This is a genomic window from Cupriavidus sp. 96C5-1, from assembly GCF_057798855.1.
Genome location: NZ_JBYOJU010000083.1, coordinates 1 through 19985, shown reverse-complemented (window position 1 = coordinate 19985; position 19985 = coordinate 1). Strand labels below are relative to the sequence as shown.

Below are 19985 nucleotides of genomic sequence, written 5' to 3'. Positions count from 1 at the left end.
GAAGAATCTCGCTCTTTCGAGCGGTCGCTCACTCTCAGAAAACTGACTGGCTACGTCCGAAGACATAACCAACATGTTTTACTGTGCGAGCACTTATAACTTGTAAGCTAAAAGACCGAAGTCTTCCGCATCCGCTATCAAGCGCCCACACTTATCGGTTGTTTGTTTGTTAAAGAACTGGCCGCGGCTCGCTTTGCTTACCGCGTCGCTGCGTTGTCTGCAGCAGAGAAACAAGATTATGAAGCGTGATCATCGTTTCGTCAACAGGTTTCGCAAACTTTCTTTGCTGCGGCCGGCGCCTGAACTCCGCTCGCCAACCTCCCCTGCCAACCCCCGCAACCCTTGTCCCGTCTGCGTTGCAGCGGTCTTTGTGTGGCGAAGGGGGCGAATCTTAAGGGACTCCGCCGGTCCTGGCAAGGCTTTTCCGAAATGATCCTTGCGGGCACCTCCAGGTGCTCTATAAGCGTCACGGGGACCTGCATAGGGAGGAGCCATCCACCCGCGCCCGCCTCAAGCTTGACCGTATGCCTGCAACACCACGATGTTGAGCCTACGCATCTTGAGCATAGCTATCATAGCCCCCGTGACTTGGCTGCACCCTTGTCCTGCAGCAAGGTGTCGAGGATGGTGGGAACGATCGACCAGGAGACGCCGAGCCACATCTAAAAATATAGATATCGACACAGGAAAGAAGAACCGGCTCAAGAGTTCAGAAGCCCTCGCCGAACAGTTCAGCGATGACTTCCATTAGGCGAATCGGCGTTTCCCGCCGCTCCACGCCGCGAGCAGCAGAGGCAGGCAATAGCGACTAGCGCGCCAATCGCCAACGCGCCGACTGCCACCGCCGTGGCGGCGCACTCGCTAACGGAACAATCCCCATTCAAGTCGCACTTTGCCATAGCTACCTCCCGTGCCCGATGCAAGGAAACCTTGACGACTCCATGCTAGAGCAAAGCCGGGAGAGAACAAAGCATCAACCGCCCCGAGCCCAGGCCCAGGGGCTACGACACACCAGATCACAACCGGAAGCCCGACACCACAAGAGAGTTTTGCCAGCTATGCAGCAGCCGGCTTGTCGCCGGCGGATTCGGTACCCAGCACCCAACGCAGGACATCGTCGGCTATGACGCCTTCGCCGCAGGCAGGACATAGCCACACTTGCACGGCACGCAGAGGGCCACCACGCCCTCCCTGAGCAAGGATATCGGAGAGGGCAAGCGTGACGGGGTACAGCGAAGCACGATGGCAGCAAGGGCAGATCAGCACCGGAGCGGTTGGCGCGGTCATCGGAGATTTGCCAGCAACGGAGCTATCGCCGGTGGCGCAGGTGTTCGCTGGCCACGGCATCGAGATACAGCCAGCCGCCCGGAACGATCGCGGCGAGGAAGATAACACCCTGGGTCGTGCCATCGAAGCCCATCCACCGGGCCGCAAACATACCGGCAGGCGCGATCAAGAGCAATGCGCGACACAGGATTAGCCTGCGCTTCCCTTGCAAGTAACAGGCCTCTGCCAGATGCATGATCCCCTCCAACGCCATCGATCACATTGCCAAGCCACCATGCGCGCCTGCCTCGGATAGGAAGACCAATGGCGGCCGGGACTGCTGACAAGCGTAGACCGCGGAAGCGCGCAAGACTGCAAACAATTGCATCCGCCACCAGTCGCACGAGCGACAGACGGGATCGCGTCCATCGCTCGCATCAACTGCCGCCCTGCCCGATCATCTTCCGGCTAGCCGCCGGGAACACTGCGCCTGCCGCATCAGCGACGATTGCAATCTCCTAGGAACCAAACCCGGACGCAACAACTCAATACTCAACACAGCGATACTAAGCGGCCCGATTAGAAGGAAACCATGACACAAACTTTGTGGAGCTTGACGGCAAGCTGCGCGCTCCTGGCAATCCTCGGCGGGTGTGCCAACCCAGGCAACGATGGCCGGGAGTCGAGCATCACGGCCTACGGCACCGTCGACGCAGGCGTCTCACGCACGATCGATAAGTGAGACCGCTCATGAAAAAAAGAGCCCGCTTCGCGGGCCCTTGAATTAGCGATCTCAAATGCCCTGAAGGCATCGTTAATCTATCTGTCATTTGCCATCCGTACCATCCGGGTAAACAGAGGGCGGCCGATGGAAGCAAATCAGCCATGGAAATCGCCCACGCATGCCCCCCTATCACCGGATGACCCGCGACAACAGCCATCCAGGCAAAAAAAAGCCCGCACAAGGCGGGCTTAATAATCAGTTGAAGAAAACCCTGTATTCGAGGGCAGGCACAGTGTAAGAAGTTGTGGCCGGCTTGACTAATTAGGGGAATCCCTTTGCCATAGCGGGAAAGCGGTTCGCCGGTCCGCACAAGTGCGCGCAGCGCCCCGCCACGGCCCAAGCGCACAAAAACAGTATTCGAAGTTAGAGGAAAAGCTCCAGCCGGGATGTCCGGCACCCCGAATCCACCCTTCCTGCCGTGGCGCTCAAGCCACTTCGAGGGGTTGCTCGCCGCCCGGTTGCAAGTGCGCGCGTGCCTCCTCAAACAAGGCATCGACCGCCGCACGCGTACGCGCCGCGTGCATGCGGCGCGCGTCCGACAATACCCGCCTCCAGCCCCTGCCGCCGTGGATGCCGCGATGCAGGCCCAGCATATGGCGAGTGACGGCTCCCATATAGCCCCCTTGCTCGACAACTTCGCCGATATAGCGCTGCATTGCCAGCTCAACCGCCTGCCGCGAAGGCACGGGCGTCTGCGCGCCATAGAAACGCACATCCATGTCCGCCAGCACATATGGCTGGTGATAGGCCTCGCGCCCAATCATCACGCCATCGACGTGCGCCAGGTGCTCGTCCATCTCGTCATGCGTGACAATGCCGCCGTTGATCAGGATTTCCAGTTGCGGGAATTCCTGCTTGAGCTGGTATGCCACTTCGTAGCGCAGCGGCGGAATCTCGCGATTCTCCTTAGGACTCAGACCTTTCAGGATCGCGTTGCGCGCATGGACAATGAAGGTCTTGCAGCCCGCTTCAGCTATGGTACCCACGAAATCACGGACGAAATCATAGTGATCGATGGTATCGATGCCGATACGATGCTTCACTGTCACCGGAATCGATACCGCATCGCGCATCGCCTTCACGCAATCCGCCACCAGGGCAGGTTCCGCCATCAGGCAAGCGCCAAAGGCACCTCGCTGCACACGCTCGGAAGGGCATCCGCAATTCAGATTGACCTCGACATAGCCCCACTGCTCTCCCAGCTTCGCCGCTGCGGCGAGGTCAGCAGGCTCGCTTCCGCCAAGTTGCAGCGCCACGGGCTGTTCCGCCGCATCGAAATCGAGGTGGCGCGCCACGTCGCCATGGAGCAGAGCGCCGGTGGTCACCATCTCCGTGTACAGCCATGCATGGCGGCTCAACTGCCGGTGAAACATGCGGCAGTGGCGATCAGTCCAATCCATCATCGGTGCAACCGAGATGCGGCGAGGGGTTGAATTCATTGGAGAACGGCTTGGGTACTGGGTTCTACGGTTGTTTCTAGTCTGCCTTGTTTCCGCTCACTCTTGACTGCTTGGGCCTGTTTATGCACCCAAGTGCTACGGCGTAGCACTGGCATCATGGAACAATCACGCAGCGCGAGCGAAAGGACGAGAGTATAGGTTACACCGCCAATATCCGCCTGTATGAGAGTGGCAAGCTCGTGTACACAGAGCGGCCGCTGACAGGCAACCGGGATATCTCCCGATTACCCAGGGCCTGGGAGTGCAGCCGCAGACGGCCGGCAACCACCTGGCGCACCGCGCCTCGATCTTTGCCATCACACGCCTGGGGTTACCCGCTGGGCCAGATTCCAATGGATGAGCCCGTGCCGCTGGGCGGGTTGCCTGCGATCACCGCCGCGTTGTTGGTGATCCACACGATTGAGGCCGGCGCTGGTGCGCTGGAAGAAGCACGGGCCGGATCCGTACGCCTGGCTTCGCCGACGAAGCCTCGGCAGAATCAACGCATAGGCGAATTGAAATCAGCAGCGGCCCTTCTTGGCTTGCCCTGGGGGGCAGAACGACTCGTTGTCGTACTGATCAACCCTGCAATTGCCTTTCTTCGCTTGGCCAGGAGGGCAGCCGTTGCCTCGATCGCCACGGTATCCGTCATCGTAGGGCGCTACCACACAGCCACTGAGCAACGCGCCGCAGGCAACAAACAATGCGAGAAGGGATTTCATGACGTTATCCAGATCGGAGAAGGTGATTCGCACGAAGCATACCGGCTCGGCAAGCTGCTGATTGCAAACAAAGGTGCCTCAGCGGCGGAGGTATCTCCACGATCTGCCGCGAAACCAAGACATTCGGATTCTGCCGCAGCCTGCGCGGTGACGCCAAGGGCTTCAGGAAGGGCTCCTTCCAGGCAGCGAGGTGGACATGCTTGCGGCCTGACACCGTATCTGCGGCATCGACATGGGCGTCGCCACCGCCCCGCACCTGCGCCCGCGGACAAACGAACCCCCTCAGTTGGGGGTTCTGACCCCAGTATCGAGGATAGATACTGTCCCCAACAGGACAGGGGAGAAGCATGAGCGATTCGGCGGATACATCCGGGTCAACCGAGGCACAGGCTGACGCGATTCAGGAGGCCGAGGAAAAATTCGAGCATGCGGCTAGAGACGCCAGGAACGAGCTTCAGCAGGCCAACGAGGAGGCCGAGTCACAGTTCTACGCGGCGCTGAGAAACGCGGCGCCGAAGGATCCTCAAGTGATCGCTAGCGCGCAGGCACGCCTCGCCCGGGCACTCGCCGACTCCAGAGAAGCATATCGCCTGGCAATTGCAAAGGCTGAAGGTGCGCGCATTCAGGCATTGGCAATCATAACGGCGCGGACCTGCAACCGGGCGCAGCTTGACACCGAGAGCCCCTTGAGTGGCCTGGTCAGGCGGTTAGCCAGACAGCTTGCCGCTGAGCGCGCTCTTCGCCTCTCTCCCAGCCCCGGCGCCGATGACACCCCGCCGCCCACAAAGAAACGTCCCCCGCCGTAGGCAACCGCTCCCCCACAGGCTCAAACAGGCCTCGACGCAGCGGACGGCGCCGCAGCGAAGCGAAAGACCGGCGCAGCCGGACCGCCAAGACGAGCGCGTTCATCGCCCTGCTCCCGGTACCGGGCCCGCTCATCTGCGCCTGGATTCCGGCGATACGCCCACGCTCTATCCGGCGACGCGTGACAGACTCATACCGATGAATGCGCTGCCCCTTGCATCGAAGGGCCTGGGCCCGGGACCGGAGCCAGCAAGCGCGCGCTTGCCGGGCCGTGGAGGCTCAGTACTGGTCCCGCCCGCCGCCCGGCCCTCGATTGCGGTCATCGCCAGAATCCCGGCGATCGCCCCGGTCACCATGGTCGCCATGGTCGCCCCGGCCACCCTGGTCCCTGTCGCGGTTCTCCCGCGCGTCGCCGCCGTAGTACCCGCCGCCGCCACGATGCTCGCCACCATAAGGAGCGACCACACAGCCGCCGAGCAGCACGGTAACAATGGCAAGCAGTGCAAGTGTGGGCTTCATGAGTCTCTCCGATCAAGGATGCGCCTCCGATCAGCATAGGCACGGCACCATTCGGCGAATGTAAGCAATGGTTTCCAGCAGAATGCGGCTGGTGTGCGCGGGCAGGCTCTCAGGGGGCAATGGCAAACGGCGCCAGATCGAACTGCGGCTAGTTCACCTGTCCAGCGTCAATCGTGCGCATGGCGGCGGCTTCAGCGAGGGCAATGGCGGCTTCGGCCGTCTCGGCAATGCCCGCCTCCTCCGCAAACGAAGGCTGCGAGGCTTCGCCGAAAGCGTCAGCGATGACGACCATCGCCGTAAACCCACCGGCGGCCGAAGGCACCGCGCGGGCCACTATGGCGTAGCCGCCATATTCGAATTGTCGCTCCATGCTGCAACTCCTCTTCGGTGTGCCTGAGGTCATCATAGATGGACAGATCCGTGCATGGCCAGATTCGGACGCCTATCCCTCCATAAGGATATGGCTCGTTGCGTTTTCAGCCTCAGCCCAGCCTGAGCGACGGCGGGAACACGCACCAGCATCCGTCGTCGTGGCGGAAGAAGAACATCGATACCGGCCCCGAGGGACGTGCCACGTCCACCCGCACGCAGCCGCCGCGGCAAGTCAGCGAGCGGCGCAAGCGCGTGATGCGCGCGGGGGCCGCGAGGTTCGACCCCAGCCATTTGTCGATCAGCCTGCGCAGGGATATTCCGCTCGCTTGCATGTCAGTCTCCTTTGCTTCCTTGGCGCTGCCTTTGTCCCGCGAAGGGGCGCCGTGCCTATGCAGTGCGGGCACCGAAGTGCCCGCCCTTCCATTCGGATTCGAAAAAAGTCCTGAGCAGGTTGGCCAGGGTGTGCACGGCCCTGGAGGGATGGTGCAGGCACGCTTCCACCTGCTCGCTGCGGCTTTCGCCAAACAGGCACCATGTGCAGAAGTGCTCGCAGTTGTTGGTGAGCAGGCGGTAATTGTCTTCGCCGAGGCGGGAGCATGCGCGCGCCACCGCTTCGAGACCGACATACCTCGCGCAGGGATTGGCCTTCACGCTGACCGGCTGGCCAACCGCGAAGGCGTCCAGCGTGATCTCCTCCACCGGGCCGCGATGCAATGATCCGGCAAACCCGGCGTAGTGAACCACCTTGCCTGCGCCAATGTAGATGCCATGATGGGCGTAGCCACGGCGCTCCGTGATCAGGTGTGCTCCCAGCGGCAGGCCTGTGCCAATGGCATCGGCGCCTTGCCGCGGGTTGGCCTGCGCATGGCCTTGTTGTTCTTGGTGGTTCATGGCTGCCTCTGATCTGTTTGCTTGCCGCAGGCAATGCCCGCTTCGTTGCCATCCATGCGCATCAACCGTGCCATGCGCCACAGTCCCAGGCGCGACAAAGGATTGCAGGCAGCATTGCCCGCCTGGGCCGGAGAAACCGTTGCAGCACCACCAACAGCAGGCCATTCAATGTGTTGGTCCAGCGCCGCCATCAGGCCACGAACGGCATGGCGCCACGGCATTGCAGCGGACCCATTGACTACGTGTATCGGGGAAGCAGCATCAACAAGAGCGCTGCAACTGTGCCCCGAACCAGGGGGCACGCAGCGAGCGGCAACGTCTCCGTCCGCCGGCCCCAAAGCGATGGTCTGCGGCCACCATACGGCTCGGCGCTGTTGGCGAGACGCCAACGGTGCCGGCGATAGGACAGCACGCGGTCGGCCGGATTTTGCCTGGCACGCGGCGCGAGGCCAGCAAAATCAGGCACTTGCGCCGATGCATGAGAATCGGCCGACCGCTGGCATGCGCTTTGCTCCATGCAAGCATGGCGACAAGCCACCGACCGGACCGAAGACGGCCCGAATCCCATTCCACGCACTGGAGACCGATCATGGCGGCGCTCACCATCAAAGACCTCTACGCCAACCGCACGCTGGACGGGCAGGCTATGGCCGCCATCCGTGGCGGCGGCGCCCCCTGGGTGTTCGGCTGGATTCAGCCCTACGCCCCGGCAACGCCGAGTGTCGGCCCCTCCGTCAACTTTTACGAGATCAACAACAGCTTCTATGCTGATCAGATGGTTAACCAGTTCCAGAACATCGACGTTCGCAATACGGCGCCTGGCGCGAACATCAATGTGCAAGCGGGACAGGGGGCAAGGAACAACGGACGGATGTAAGCTGGCCACGCGCAATCAGCGCGGCCCCCTGCACAGTCCGGCCACGCACCGGCCGCCACGCCGGCGTTTCCCGCGCCGCGGCATGGCGGCCGTGCGCCCTGCTCGCCCGAATACCGGAGATGATCGTGACCTGTGCATCGCAATTCCGCTGGACCTCGGCGGCTCGCTCCGATGTCGGCCTGGTAAGGGAGCGCAATGAAGATGCCTGCCTCGCGCAACCCGAGCGCGGACTGTGGGCCGTGGCCGATGGCATGGGCGGCCACGCAGTGGGCGACTATGCCAGCAATCTCGTCGTGGAAATGCTGGCCAGGCTGGGCCCGCCCCGCAGCGTCGAGACCCTGCTGGACGATGCACGAACCGCCTTGCAGGACGCCAACCGGGAACTTCTCGCGGAAGCGGCGCGCCGCCAGGTGCGCCGCATCGGCAGCACCGTGGTGGTGCTGATGGCCAGCGAACGCTTCTGCGGCTGCCTCTGGGCAGGCGACAGCCGTATCTATCTTTACCGCGACGCGCACCTGACGCAGCTAACCCGGGACCACAGCCGAGTGGAAGAACTCAAGGCACGCGGCCTGATCACGGCGGAGGAAGCCATTCATCATCCGGCCCACAACACCATCACCCGCGCCGTCGGCGCAAATGCCACGCTGGACCTGGACCAGACCTGGGTCGAAGTGGCCGATGCCGACATCTTCCTGCTCTGCAGCGACGGGCTCAGCAATGAACTGAGGGATCCGGAGATCGCCAGCATACTGGCCTGCGGCGATTGCGAACTGGCTGCCCAGGCCCTGGTGACGGCGGCGCTGGGCCGGGGTGGCCACGACAATATCTCTGTGGTGGTGGCGCGGGCGGAAGACCTCTACAGCGCCGACAAGACCATGGTCAATCCAGCGCTGTAGCGCCCAGCGCGCCTGCGCAAGGCACGCTGGGCGCAAAACCGTCTATCTCGCCTTGCCGCCCTGTGCAGTACCCTGGTTGCGGAAGTCCTTGGAATGGATGCCGTGCTTCTTCAACAGCATCTGCAGGTGGGATCGATTCATGTCGAAGCGCCTGGCCAGTTCCGCCACGGTGCCGCCCACTTCCAGCAACCCGCGCTCCAGGAATGCGCGCTCGGCTTCATCGCTGGCGGCGCGCTTGGCTTCGCTGAGCGAAGCGGCCGTCGACGCATCGGCCCCGCCGGGCGGCGAGCCGCCTGCCGCCATGGCGGGCGCTGCGGACTTGGGCCGCAGATCCTGCGGCAGGTGTTCGAGATCGGCCGTGTCGCCGGCCAGGCAGGAGATCCGGTACATCAGGTTGCGCAGCTCGCGGATATTTCCGGGATAAGCGTAGTTCATCAGGAAATCCCGCAGGCGTGGCGTCAGCTTGACGGGACGGCGCTTCAGCGTACCGGCCGCCTCGTCGCCGAAATACGCCACCAGCAGGCCGATCTCGTCGCGCCGCTCGCGCAGCGGCGGCAGCGTGACGTGGATCACGCTGAGCCGGTAGAACAGGTCCTCGCGAAACCTGCCCTCATCGCTCAGGCGCCGCAGGTCGCGGTTGGTGGCCGCGACGATGCGCGTGTCGACCGATATGGTCTCGTCGGAGCCGACCCGCTGGATCTCGTGCGACTCCAGCACGCGCAGCAGCTTGACCTGCCCGGTCAGCGGCAGCTCGCCAATCTCGTCGAGGAAGATGGTGCCGGTATGCGCGCTCTCGAACTTGCCCCGGCGATCGGCAGACGCGCCGGTGAAAGCCCCCTTCTTGTGCCCGAACAGTTCCGACTCGATCAGGTTTTCGGGAATCGCGCCGCAGTTCACCGAGATATAGGGCTTGTCCGTTCGGGACCCATTGGCATGGATCACCTTGGCCATCAACTCCTTGCCGGTACCGCTCTCGCCATCGATCAGCACGGGCAGGTCGGTCGGCGCGGCCTTCTCGGCGATTTCCAGCGCCTCCAGCAGCTTGGGGTTGTCGCCGAAAGTGCCCTCGAAAATAAAGCTGCGCTCCAGCAGGGCCTGGCGGCGCTCCCGTGGCGCAAGGTCGGCCGGGGCCGTCTCGGCCACCGCCGCCTGTACAAAACGCTCCTTGTGCGACAGCTGCATCACTTCGTCGCGCAGCGTTGTCGCCTGCTTGAGCAGTTTCTCGATCTCCGCGCGCTCCAGCCTGGATGCCCAGCGCAGCGTGGAGCGCAGGATCTCGATTTTCTCGATCAGCCCGGCGTAGGAGATGGCGGAGCCGGCAAGGCCGCCCTGGTTGAATAGCTTCATGTCGCGCTCCCTACGCCTTGCGTTACCTCATCGCGTCCCATCGACACGTGCAAGCCCCGGTGCTCCGGGCCGGAAGGAAGCAGGCAGTGCGGCAGCGCTCAAGCCGCGATCAAGCCGCGCTCAGCTGCTTCTGCACCAGCTGGTAGTACATGCCCTTGCGCTCCAGCAGTTCCTCATGCCGCCCCTGCTCGGCGATGGCCCCCTCGTACAGCACCAGGATCTTGTCCGCGCGCATGATGGTGCTCAGGCGGTGCGCGATGATCACGGCCGTGCGGCCGCGCAGGATCTCCTGCATATTGCCGAGGATATTGCTCTCGGACTGGGTATCCAGCGCCGAGGTCGCTTCGTCGAAGACCAGCAGGCGGGGATCGTGATACAGCGCGCGCGCTATGCACAAGCGCTGTATCTGCCCGCCGGACAGTCCCATGCCCCGCTCGCCAACCACTTGCTCATAGCCCAGCGGCAGCTTGCTGATGAACGCGTGGGCATCGGCCATCTTTGCCACTTCCTCGATACGGCGGCGGTCCGGACTATCGTCCCCGCAGGCGATGTTCTCGGCGATGGTGCCCGAGAACAGCAGGTTGCTCTGCATCACGTAGCCAATCTGCGCACGGTAATACTCCTTGTCGATCACGCCAAGGTCATAGCCGTCCACCGTCACCTTGCCATCGGTAGGCGCATAGAAGCCCACCAGCATCTTGGCCAGGGTGGTCTTTCCCGATCCGCTGCGCCCGACGATGGCCAGCAGTTCGCCCGGCTTGATACTGAAGCTGATGTTCTCGAGCACGTAAGGCGTTTCGTTGCCGCCATAGCGAAAATAGACGCCCTCCAGATTGATCTCGCCTTGCAGGTCCGGCAGCATCACGCGCGACGGCAGGTCCTGCGGCTTCTGCTCCGGATCCAGGTCCAGCACGTCGCCCAGCCGTTCCATGGCCACGCCGGCGTCGTTGAGCTGGCCCCATAGCGCCACCAGCCCCATCAACGGCGCCAGCACACTGCCCATGAAGGCATTGAAGGCGATCAGTTGCCCGATGGTCAGTTCCCGCTGCAGCACCAGGTTGGCCCCAACCCACAGTACGGCAATGGTCGTCGCTGCATTGAGCAACTGGCTGGCCAGCCCGACCAGGATGTGAAAAGCCTGCGCCTTGTACTGCAATTCCAGCGCCTTGGCGTACTTCTTCTCCCACTTCAGGCGCACCGGGCGCTCGATGCCCATGCCTTTCACGGTCTCCACGCCGCTCAGCGTCTCCATCAGGTAGGACCTGGCGTCGGTCGAGGTGGTGAACACCTCGCGCGCATAGGCCTTGGCCCTGGGCGTTGCAATCACGGTCAAAGCCGCGATGGGGATCACAAAGGCGATCAGCACCAGCGTCATCTTGACGTTGTAGAGAAACATGATGGTGAAGTAGATAAACACCATCAGCAGGTTGAGCGCGGTGGTCACCGTCGACTCGGTCAGGAAGGCGCGGATGGTCTGGTTCTCCTGGAAACGGGCAAAGATATCGCCCGTCTTGCGTTTGGCGAAGAAGGAAAACGGCAGCGACAAGGTGTGCTTGAAGAAGTGCGACATCATCGCAAAATCCATATTGCGCACCATGAAGTTGGCGAGATAGGCCCGCACCGTACTCATCAGCTGCGAGAAGACGCTGGAGACAATCAGCCCCAGGATCAGCAGGTTCAGCAGTCCCACGTTCTGGTGCACCACCACGCCGTCAAGGATGTTCTGGATGATCAGCGGCGGCACTACCCCCAGCACCTGGATCACAAAGGTCGCCAGGAACAGGTGCGCAAGAATCCGCTTGTACGGCGCCAGGTAACCAATGAAGCGCAGCCAGGGCGAGCGCGCCACCGCCAGCTGCGCCATGCTCTCCCCGGAAGTGAAAAGCAGACAGGTGCCGCTCCACCCGCGCTCGAACTCCTCTGTCCGCATCCTGCGAAAGCCGAGAGCCGGGTCGGCCACCCATACCCAGCGCTTCGACACGCCGTAGACCACCACGTAGTGATAGCCTTCCCAGTGCACGATAAACGGGAGCGCGAAGCCCAGCAGGGAATCGTGCGTGCACTGCACGCCCCGCGTGGTGAAACCGAGCGACTCGCCGGCGCGCGCCAGGCTGTCCAGCGTGGCACCCTGGGTGGTCACGTTGGCCAGTTCCCGCAGCTTGCCCAGCGTCATGGGAATGCCATGATGGCGGCAGATCATGGCCAGGCAGGCGGCTCCGCAATCCATCTCCTCGGCCTGTTCGACCAGGGCGAAACGGCGGATCACCCGCTCGCCGAACTCCGGCTTCGAGCGCAGGTCGAGCATGACGGGACGCTTGCGCCGTTCGGCCATCTTCTTTTGCCGATGCAGCTCGCGGTCGATAAAACGGATCCGCTCCTCCAGCACTTCGCGCAGCTTGGGATTGCGCTCCAGGATCAGCTGCACGGTCTTTTCCGGAATCACCAGCAGCCTGGCATCCGTGCCGGCGATGGCCGAGGCGATCTGCTCCTGCCGCATCACGCAGGCGCGCTCGCCAAAGATGTCGCCCTGGCGCAGCGTCGCCAGCGGATACTCGACGCCCTCCTCGATGCGCACGATGCGCACCTCGCCTTGCCGCACCACGTACAGGCGGCGATCCTCCCGCGCGTCCTGCTTCAGGATATCCTTGCCGGCCGAGACCCGTTTCACGCCCACGCTGCGCACGGCTTCCTCGAGCTCGCCCTTGTCGAGCTTGCCGCGCAGATCGAACAGACGCGCGACGAAGCCGCCGGCCGAACTGATGGCGACATAGCTGGAGATGAACGCCATGGCGGCCGGATTCTGCGCGAGCATGGCTTCGGTCACGCTGCGCGGGATGAACAGCAGCTCGGTCTTGCCCGAAGAGCGTACCGAGGACTCGTGCCGGTACTCTCGCAGCATGGCGATATCGGCGAAGACTTCGCGCGCCTTGCGCACGCCCAGGCTCACCTCCTTGCCGTTTTCCTCGTTGAAGATGCGCACGGAGCCCGACTTGATGACGAAGAGGCCACCGGCCGGCTCTCCCGCGTCGCAGACCGTCTCCCCGAAGCCATAGGACAGTGCTTGCGCATGCTCAGCCAGCCACTCCAGTTCCTCTCGCGAGAACGGCGAGAGTATCTCCACGCCCGACAGGAAATCGGCGAGCGGCTGCAGGTCAGAGCTGGCTTCCATATGCTTCACCCCCCCGCACCTAGCGCGCTTCGATGACGTGTTCCTGCGCCCTGGCCATCAGCCAGTCTTCGCGCAGGCGCCGGCGCACCTCCGCCGCCACATCCGCGTCGAGGACTGCGGGATGCTTGGCACTCACCATGAAGATCTCGAAGAACGATTTGTCCTGCGAGGGAAACGGCCCCAGCAGGTCGCCTTCGGCGGCGTTGAACACTTTGGCTTCGATGTCGGTCTTCAGCGAACCGCGCAGGACTTTGCCGATCGCGCCGCCTTGTTCTTTCGTATCCGCGATGGAGTGCTCGCGCGCCATCTCGGCGAAACTGCCGGGGTCGTCCCGCAGATAGGAAATCAGCTCCTTGGCCGTGCCTTCGGCATCGACCACGATATGGCTGACCTCGATGCTGTCGAACTTCGGCGAATGCAGCTTGAAATAGGCGTCCACCGCCTCGTCGCTGGTCACCTCGGCCAGCATCTTCTCCTGATAGAGGCTGTCGGTAACAAAAACCTCGAACTCATCCAGGCTGACGCCGAGCACGTCCAGGTAATGGTTCATCTCCTTGGCGCGGTGCAAGCCCTGCACGCGGCGAAACTGATCCGCGCGCGCCTGGATCTCGTCCGCCGACACGGCGATGCCCTGCTTCTTCGCCGCGTGCACCGTCAGCTTGTCCCTGACGATCTGCTCGATCAGCCCCTCGAACTGGCCTGTGAGTTTCAGGACCCGGATAAACTCCTCGACGCCGATGACTTCGTCGTCGACCCGCACAATCGCTGTCATCTCGTCTGCTCCTTGATCTTTTTCCCGCTCTTTGCACCACACCCTGCCCGCCGGCGCCCGGCCACCGGCACATCCCCTCGGCCGCCCCGCGCCGCCGCACGCGCCATGCGCATGTCAGCCGGCCACCTGCCGGAACGGATCCAGCCCCAGATCGATCAGGCGGCGCTCGCGCACCACGATCTCCGCCGTGGCGGTCATGCCATAGCGCAACGGATAGCGGTTGCCCGCCACCAGGTAATAGTCCTGCGACAGCCTGACCCGGCCCTCGTACACCGGCTGCTTGTTCTGGCCCGTCAGCTTGGTGGCCGGCGCGATGTAATCGAGCGTGCCGTTGATCAGGCCATAGCGCTGATAGGGAAAGGCATTGAACTTCAGCTTGACCGGCAGGCCCTCGCGCAGGAAAGCGCGATCCCGTTCGGCGATCACGATCTTGAGCACCGGGCGCGCATTCTTTGGCGCGATACCGCCGAGCGGCGCATTCGCCTGGACCTTGTCGCCGCGCTGGGTGGAACTGACATCCGTGATCACCCCGGCCACGGGTGCCAGGATCAGCAGGAAGTTGTCCTTATCGATATTCTCGAAGCGGATGCGCGCCGCCGCTTCGGCCACCAGCCGCGCCGTCTGCACCTGCAGGCGCAGCTTGTCCTCGGTGTTGCTGATCTCGCGCAACGCGGCGTCATACTGGATGCGCAGGTTGGTCAACTCCTGGCTGCTGCCTTCGAGCTGCACGGTGGCCTGGTTGAACTCCTGGCTTAGCTTGGAATCCAGCTCGGTGAGCCGCGACTGGGCAATCTGCAGCGCATTCTCCGCCTCGACCGCGGCGATCCGCTTGGACTCCACCTGCGACTGCGAGACACCGCCACCGCCGGGCAGCGCGAACAGGCGCGCATACCTGTCCTGCTCCTGGCGGGCGAAATCGCGGGCGCGGCGCGCGCTGTCCAGGTTGCTGCGCGCCTGCTGCAATTGCGCGCGCTGCTGCTCCGCAAGGCGGGTAGTGCCCTCCGCCGTCCGGGTCTCATGGAGACGCTCGGCCACTTCGATCTGCTGCTTCAGCGCCGCGGCCTTGCGCTCCATCAACAGCTTCTTGTCGGGGAACTGCTTCCACTCGCGCTCGGAATCCTGCAGCTTCAGCTGCGCTTCCAGCGCATTGGTGGCGGCTTCGATCGCGCCACGCGCATTCAGCCGCGCCAGCACATCGTCCTTCGACACCGGTTGGCCCTCCGCCACGTAGAGATCCGCCAGCTCCCCGTCGACGGGTGCGTAGAAGCGCCGTACTTCAGACTCGGGCGCCAGCGTGCCGTCGGCGGTCACGATCACATCCGCATGGCCCACGAAAGCCCACACCAGCGCGCACAGGACCAGCAAGACCATGACCAGCACGGACAGCTGCATCAGCTTCCAGGGCTCCGCGCTGAGAATGGCGATGCCCTCGGCACTGTGATCTTCCAGCGCCTCAGCCAGCGGCTTAAGGCGATTGTCCCGGCCGTCGTCCTTCATCGCCCTCCCCCCCTATCAATGCAAGCTTGGCCTTGAGCAAGGCAGGATTCAGCACCATGCGCAACTCCTGCAAGGAACGCCGCTGCAACGCCGACTCCGAATCGATGTCCGCCTGGACCTGGCTCCACTGCGCCGTATCGCCGACTTTCAGCTGCGCGTAGATACGCATGCCCTGCCGCGCCTGCGTGCTGGCATTGGACAGCAAGCGCGCCTGCGTGCGGAACTTTGGCGAAATCTCGGATTCGAGCCGCTGCTCGCCGCCGATCGCACCGTCGCGGCGGTATTGGCGCCATGAGGCCAGCGCGCCGTTCATCAGCGTTTGCGCGCGCCTGAGCGCGGCGTCGTGGATAGCCGCCACATCAGGCTCGACCGCCTTGAGGAAATAGCTGTCCTCGGCCGGATCCAGCATGGCGTAGAACGACAGCAGGCGCTCCTCGAAGCCGGGGCCTCCGCGCGCCTTCGGCAGTTCAGCGAACTGCGCGGCCACGGCTTGCCTGCGCGCCAGGTCCCTGACCGCCGCCTCGGCCCAGGGTCCCGTCGTTATCTGCTGCAGCCCGGCAAAGGTCCCGGCACTGTTTCCCGCACGCCAGGCCTTGTCCGCCTCGCCGTAATGCTTTACCACGTCCGGCGGAGGCAGGCGGCCGGCCGCCAGCTCTCGGTAGCGCGCCTGGAACACAGGCGTGGAAAATCCGGGCTTGGCCATTTGTGCCATCACCGGTCCCAGCGTCGGTGCGCGCATTGCCGCGTCCAGTTCAAGGTACTGCCGCAAATCCTGATTGAGCCGCTCGATGCCGCCGAGCCTGGGGTACTTCTCCGCGTAATCCGCCAGCACCGATTGCAGGGCCTGAGGACTATCGCCTGCCAGGCCAGTGGCAAGCGCCGCGTTCAGGCGGTCGATGGCCGCCAGATAGACCGAGTCGTCGCTTTGCAACTTGCGCACGTAGCTGAGCGCATCTGCGTACGGCTCCCTGAACTGCGGCACATAGGAAGCGATGCGGTCGAGGGCGCGCTGGTGCGCGGGCGTATCGTCGTTCCAGTGCTTCAGCAAGGCGCGGATGCTGCCTTCGTCGGCGTAGATGCGGATAGGCGCCTCCACGCCACCCCTGCCCGCCACGAATCGATTCAGCCTGCCGATCCAGTCGAGTTCGTCCAGCAGTCCGCGCGCATCGGCATTGTGCGCGCCGAGCGCCTTCATGCGTGTCAGCGCCGCTTGCGCGCCGTTGAAGTCGCGCGACTGCAGTTGGGCTATCCATGCCGGCACTTGCGCCCTTAGCAGGGCTTCGGTGCCTGCCGCCTTGAACTGCGTGCTCTCCGGGTGCCGCGCAAGATACGCGTCGGCGACGGCCGCCGCGCGAGCGTAGTTGCCACTCGCCATCAATGCCTTCATCTCGCGTTCGGACGCGCCGCGAAAATACTGCACAAGCAGCAGCATCGCGACGATCGCTGCCAATGCCCCGCCCCAGCGTGCCGCGCGCTTCAGGCTGGCACGCTCGGTCGCGCCGAAACTGCTGCCGAGCCGGCCCATGACGAGTGCGAACCTGCCCTGCGCGCGGGGCCCGTCCTCCGCCTTGCCATCGCCCTCGGGCTGGGGCAAGGCCTCGCGGTTGATTTCATCGTCCTGCTGCGCGTCGTAGTCGACGCAGAAGATATCGAGGAAAGAACCGGCCGCGGCGACGAACGTGGTCTTGTCGGGATCCTGCGCCGGCGCCACTGACACTGACGGCGCGGGTGCCGCCACGCCCTCCACCGGCTGCATGGCGCTTTCCGTCTCGGAGGGCCGCACGACCGGACGACTGGTGACGGTCTCGTCCGCGACTGCCTGACTATGTATGGCGACCCGATAAACAAAGTGATTACCGCCAAACGCAAGCAGATCCCCTTCGCCAAGCGCGACCGCGTGATCCTCCACGCGCTTGCCGTTGACGAAGGTCCCATTGGTACTGCCAAGGTCCTCGACGAACGGCTGGCCGCCCTTCAGGAAGACGTGCGCATGACGCCGTGAAACGTAGTTGACCTGATGGGAATAGACATCCTTGTAGCGGGAAAACGTCTCATCGGCCTTGCTGACCAGGAAGGGAAATCCCGTCAGCTCGATCGGCAGCAGCCCGAGATCGTCGCGCTCCGGGCTTAGCGTCAGCACGAGCTGAACCTGGGGTTCGGCCTGCAATGGTGCGCGCGAATGCAGGCACACCCGGTAGCACAGCGCCGCGCCAAAGCGCAGTTCATCCCCGTCGCGCAGCCTTGCCGGTTGCTGCGCCACGGTCTCGCCATTGACCGTGGTGCCATTCTTGCTGCCCAGGTCGGCGACGTAGGCCGCGCCATGCTCGGAGAAGATGCGCGCATGCCGGCGCGACAGCACCGCCGCCACCTCGGCAGGGTATGCGGTAAAAGGCGCTTCCGCGCGCCCCACGGCGAACAGGCTATCGTTGATGCGGATTTCGTCCAGTTCCGGATGCGAGACGGGCACGAGCACGATATCGAACACCTGCCCCACCGTTGCCCGCATCTCGACAATCAGAGCTTCGTCTGGCGCCATGTTTCGATACCACCAACAACGCTTGCCGCGGCGCATGCGCCGCGGCAAGCCATTTCTCCATGGCGGTGGAGCGAGCCGTACCGGCTCGCTCCACCGTGAACGTGTTGACTAAGGACATAGTAGGCCACGCATGCGGCTAGTCAAACGTCCGCCGGCGGCGTACTGCGCGCCCTGCGGGGCATTTCCGGCTTGCCGGGCAACCTCGCGTAGCCCGGTGCCACCGCCGCCGCTGCGCTACTTCGACACCTGCTGCGTCGTCTCCTTGCCCGCATTGGCGACTGCGACGCTCGGCCAGCCGCCCCCAAGCGCCTTGTAGAGGGTGACAGTGTCGGCAAGGATCTGTTGGTGATTGGCCAACAATTCGAGTTGCGCGTTCAGCAGCGACCGCTGGGCCTCGAACACATCGAGCTGGGACACCACACCTTCCTTCAGTTGCGCATCGATCTGCGCCGCCACCACACGCAACTGCTCCACCTGTTGTTGCAACTCCACGCGCTGCTTCTTGTGCGCATCGACGTTCACCAGTGCGTTCTCCACTTCCTCGAAGGCGGTGATCACCGTGCGGCCGTACTCGTTCTCGGCCACCTTGGTCTGTGCCTCGGTGGTCTTCACATGGGCGCGCACGTTCGGGTCCAGCATGGGCAGGTTGATGCTAGGCATGAAGCCGAACGTGAAGGACTTCAGCAGATCCGTCAGCGCAAAGCTCGCAGTGCCGCCGCGGCCTGTCAGGCTGACGCTGGGCAGTTGCGCCAGCCTCGCCTGGCCCACCAGGTTGTAGGATTCCAATACCCGATATTCCGCCGCGACAATATCCGGGCGCCGCGATAGCAGCTGCGACGGCAGTCCCGCAGGCACCGGCGGCAATTGTATGCGCTCCTGCAGGTGCCCGGTCGGCACCTTGAATACGCCGGCCGGCACACCCACCAGCGTGCCAAGTGCATTTTCCGAGATATCGCGCGAGCGGCGCAGCTCCAGCAGGTCCTTGGTCAGCCGATTGATTTCCGCCTGCTGCTGCATCACGCGAATCTTCGGGATCAGGCCATTCTGGAACATCGCCTGGTAGGTGGAGAGGATCTGCTTGTTTTTGGCCAGTGTCCTGGCCTGCTGATCGATCTGTTCATCCAGTTGCAGTATCTGGAAGTAGGTGGTGGACACGTCAGCCACCAGGGTAAGGTAGCCGGCACGCCAGTCCGCCTCGGTGGCGCTGAATTCGGCGGCCTGCGCCTGCACGCCCTTCTCCACCTTGCCCCAGATGTCGATGTCCCAGTTGACCTGGGTGCCAAGGTTGTATGTCTTGACCAGCGACTGTCCAGTGCTCTTCTCGAAGCTTGCCCCGGCGCCGACGTCGAACACCGGCAGCGCGCCTGCCTTGGCCTCGCCGATCAGCGCGCCCGCCACCTTGATGCGCGCGGCAAGCACCTTGATGTCATAGTTGCCAGCGATCGCCTTGTCGACCAGTCCGTCGAGATAGGGATCGCGAAACGCCTGCCACCAGTTCGGCACGATCGTGTCCGACGCGGAGACCGTGATCGAACCCTGTCGCGCCCAGTCCGGCTTGGCCGGCGTCTCCGGACGCTGATACACCGGCGGACGAAAGTCGGCGCAACCGGCCAGTGCCAGCAGGCAGGCGCCTGTCATCAGGAGGCGCTTCGCCACCGTGTGCACTCCATGCACGGGAAACAGGGTCAAGAGGACTGGCACGATCGCCTCCTGCGCGCGCAAGCGAACCAAAAAGGACGCGGCGGGCAGCCAGGCTCGCCATCGACACGCTACGCATTCATTGTGTATCCGCGGGTGGCACGATCCAACCCGAGAATTCCGAGAATTTCGATTGGGCTGCCATGACGGCGGCAAGGGAAAGCCGCCCGCCCGGCAAGCCGGGAGGACGGCAGCGGCGTCAACGATAGATATTGTTGCTGGCGTTCTGGGTGGAATCGACATGCGACTTGATGTCGGCGACGAAGGCCGCGTTGTTGCCGTTCATGTTGACCACGTTCTGGGTCTGGCCGATCAGTTGCGAGGCGTTGAAGGTGGAGTCGATCTTGACGGCGCTGAAGACCGGCAGGAAGGGCACGTAGCCGCCGCGCACGGCGC

17 protein-coding genes are annotated in these 19985 nt (G+C 63.6%); 3 read left to right on the top strand and 14 right to left on the bottom strand.

The window, feature by feature from the left end:
• Nucleotides 1–1309: 1309 nt before the first annotated feature.
• Both AC3FOF_RS43445 and dusA read right to left on the bottom strand, forming a co-directional pair.
• Complete coding sequence (locus AC3FOF_RS43445) at nucleotides 1310–1522, bottom strand: hypothetical protein (protein WP_488730191.1); 213 nt, start codon at nucleotides 1520–1522, stop codon at nucleotides 1310–1312.
• A gap of 953 nt (nucleotides 1523–2475) precedes the next feature.
• Nucleotides 2476–3489 (bottom strand): tRNA dihydrouridine(20/20a) synthase DusA, encoded by a 1014-nt coding sequence (gene dusA, locus AC3FOF_RS43440; RefSeq protein ID WP_488730190.1) that lies wholly within the window; start codon nucleotides 3487–3489, stop codon nucleotides 2476–2478.
• Nucleotides 3490–4558: 1069 nt separating this feature from the next.
• On the opposite strand from dusA, the gene AC3FOF_RS43435 reads away from it, so the two are divergent.
• The gene (locus tag AC3FOF_RS43435) at nucleotides 4559–5017 is read left to right on the top strand and encodes a hypothetical protein (protein ID WP_017227028.1); all 459 of its coding nucleotides are present in this window, start codon (nucleotides 4559–4561) and stop codon (nucleotides 5015–5017) included.
• Nucleotides 5018–5294: 277 nt separating this feature from the next.
• On the opposite strand, the gene AC3FOF_RS43430 is transcribed toward AC3FOF_RS43435, so the two are convergent.
• The 5 genes from AC3FOF_RS43430 to AC3FOF_RS43410 form a co-directional block, all read right to left on the bottom strand.
• Nucleotides 5295–5534 (bottom strand): hypothetical protein, encoded by a 240-nt coding sequence (locus AC3FOF_RS43430; RefSeq protein WP_488730189.1) that lies wholly within the window; start codon nucleotides 5532–5534, stop codon nucleotides 5295–5297.
• Nucleotides 5535–5682: 148 nt separating this feature from the next.
• A complete protein-coding gene (locus AC3FOF_RS43425) occupies nucleotides 5683–5904 on the bottom strand; it encodes a hypothetical protein (protein ID WP_276264057.1) in 222 nt (73 codons plus the stop codon).
• A 112-nt stretch (nucleotides 5905–6016) separates the two neighbouring features.
• Nucleotides 6017–6238: a hypothetical protein gene (locus tag AC3FOF_RS43420; RefSeq protein WP_488730188.1), complete on the bottom strand. Its 222-nt coding sequence runs from the start codon at nucleotides 6236–6238 to the stop codon at nucleotides 6017–6019.
• 55 nt (nucleotides 6239–6293) lie between these two features.
• Nucleotides 6294–6797 (bottom strand): lecithin retinol acyltransferase family protein, encoded by a 504-nt coding sequence (locus tag AC3FOF_RS43415; RefSeq protein ID WP_488730187.1) that lies wholly within the window; start codon nucleotides 6795–6797, stop codon nucleotides 6294–6296.
• Complete coding sequence (locus tag AC3FOF_RS43410) at nucleotides 6794–7018, bottom strand: hypothetical protein (RefSeq protein ID WP_488730186.1); 225 nt, start codon at nucleotides 7016–7018, stop codon at nucleotides 6794–6796. The genes AC3FOF_RS43415 and AC3FOF_RS43410 overlap by 4 nt, the downstream gene beginning before the upstream one ends.
• A gap of 368 nt (nucleotides 7019–7386) precedes the next feature.
• Here AC3FOF_RS43410 and AC3FOF_RS43405 point away from each other — a divergent pair, with 368 nt between their 5' ends.
• Both AC3FOF_RS43405 and AC3FOF_RS43400 read left to right on the top strand, forming a co-directional pair.
• Complete coding sequence (locus AC3FOF_RS43405; RefSeq protein ID WP_017227023.1) at nucleotides 7387–7674, top strand: hypothetical protein; 288 nt, start codon at nucleotides 7387–7389, stop codon at nucleotides 7672–7674.
• Nucleotides 7675–7799: 125 nt separating this feature from the next.
• Nucleotides 7800–8570, top strand: coding sequence for a PP2C family protein-serine/threonine phosphatase (locus AC3FOF_RS43400; RefSeq protein WP_488730185.1), 771 nt, complete (start codon nucleotides 7800–7802; stop codon nucleotides 8568–8570).
• Nucleotides 8571–8612: 42 nt separating this feature from the next.
• Here the strand turns inward: AC3FOF_RS43400 and AC3FOF_RS43395 are convergent, their stop codons facing one another.
• The 7 genes from AC3FOF_RS43395 to AC3FOF_RS43365 form a co-directional block, all read right to left on the bottom strand.
• On the bottom strand, nucleotides 8613–9917 hold the full coding sequence (locus AC3FOF_RS43395) for a sigma-54 interaction domain-containing protein (RefSeq protein ID WP_488730184.1): 1305 nt from the start codon (nucleotides 9915–9917) through the stop codon (nucleotides 8613–8615).
• Between the two features lie 109 nt (nucleotides 9918–10026).
• Nucleotides 10027–13086, bottom strand: coding sequence for a peptidase domain-containing ABC transporter (locus tag AC3FOF_RS43390; protein ID WP_488730183.1), 3060 nt, complete (start codon nucleotides 13084–13086; stop codon nucleotides 10027–10029).
• Nucleotides 13087–13105: 19 nt separating this feature from the next.
• Entirely contained in the window at nucleotides 13106–13858 is a 753-nt protein-coding gene (locus tag AC3FOF_RS43385; RefSeq protein ID WP_488730182.1) for a peptidylprolyl isomerase, read from the bottom strand.
• Between the two features lie 114 nt (nucleotides 13859–13972).
• Nucleotides 13973–15355 (bottom strand): beta-barrel domain-containing protein, encoded by a 1383-nt coding sequence (locus tag AC3FOF_RS43380; RefSeq protein ID WP_017227017.1) that lies wholly within the window; start codon nucleotides 15353–15355, stop codon nucleotides 13973–13975.
• Nucleotides 15324–17891, bottom strand: a complete 2568-nt coding sequence (locus AC3FOF_RS43375; protein ID WP_488730181.1) for an FHA domain-containing protein — start codon at nucleotides 17889–17891, stop codon at nucleotides 15324–15326. The genes AC3FOF_RS43380 and AC3FOF_RS43375 overlap by 32 nt, the downstream gene beginning before the upstream one ends.
• A gap of 234 nt (nucleotides 17892–18125) precedes the next feature.
• Complete coding sequence (locus AC3FOF_RS43370) at nucleotides 18126–19529, bottom strand: efflux transporter outer membrane subunit (RefSeq protein ID WP_276264065.1); 1404 nt, start codon at nucleotides 19527–19529, stop codon at nucleotides 18126–18128.
• 259 nt (nucleotides 19530–19788) lie between these two features.
• Nucleotides 19789–19985, bottom strand: a 197-nt coding sequence (locus tag AC3FOF_RS43365; RefSeq protein ID WP_488730180.1) for a hypothetical protein, incomplete at its 5' end; no start/stop codon positions are given.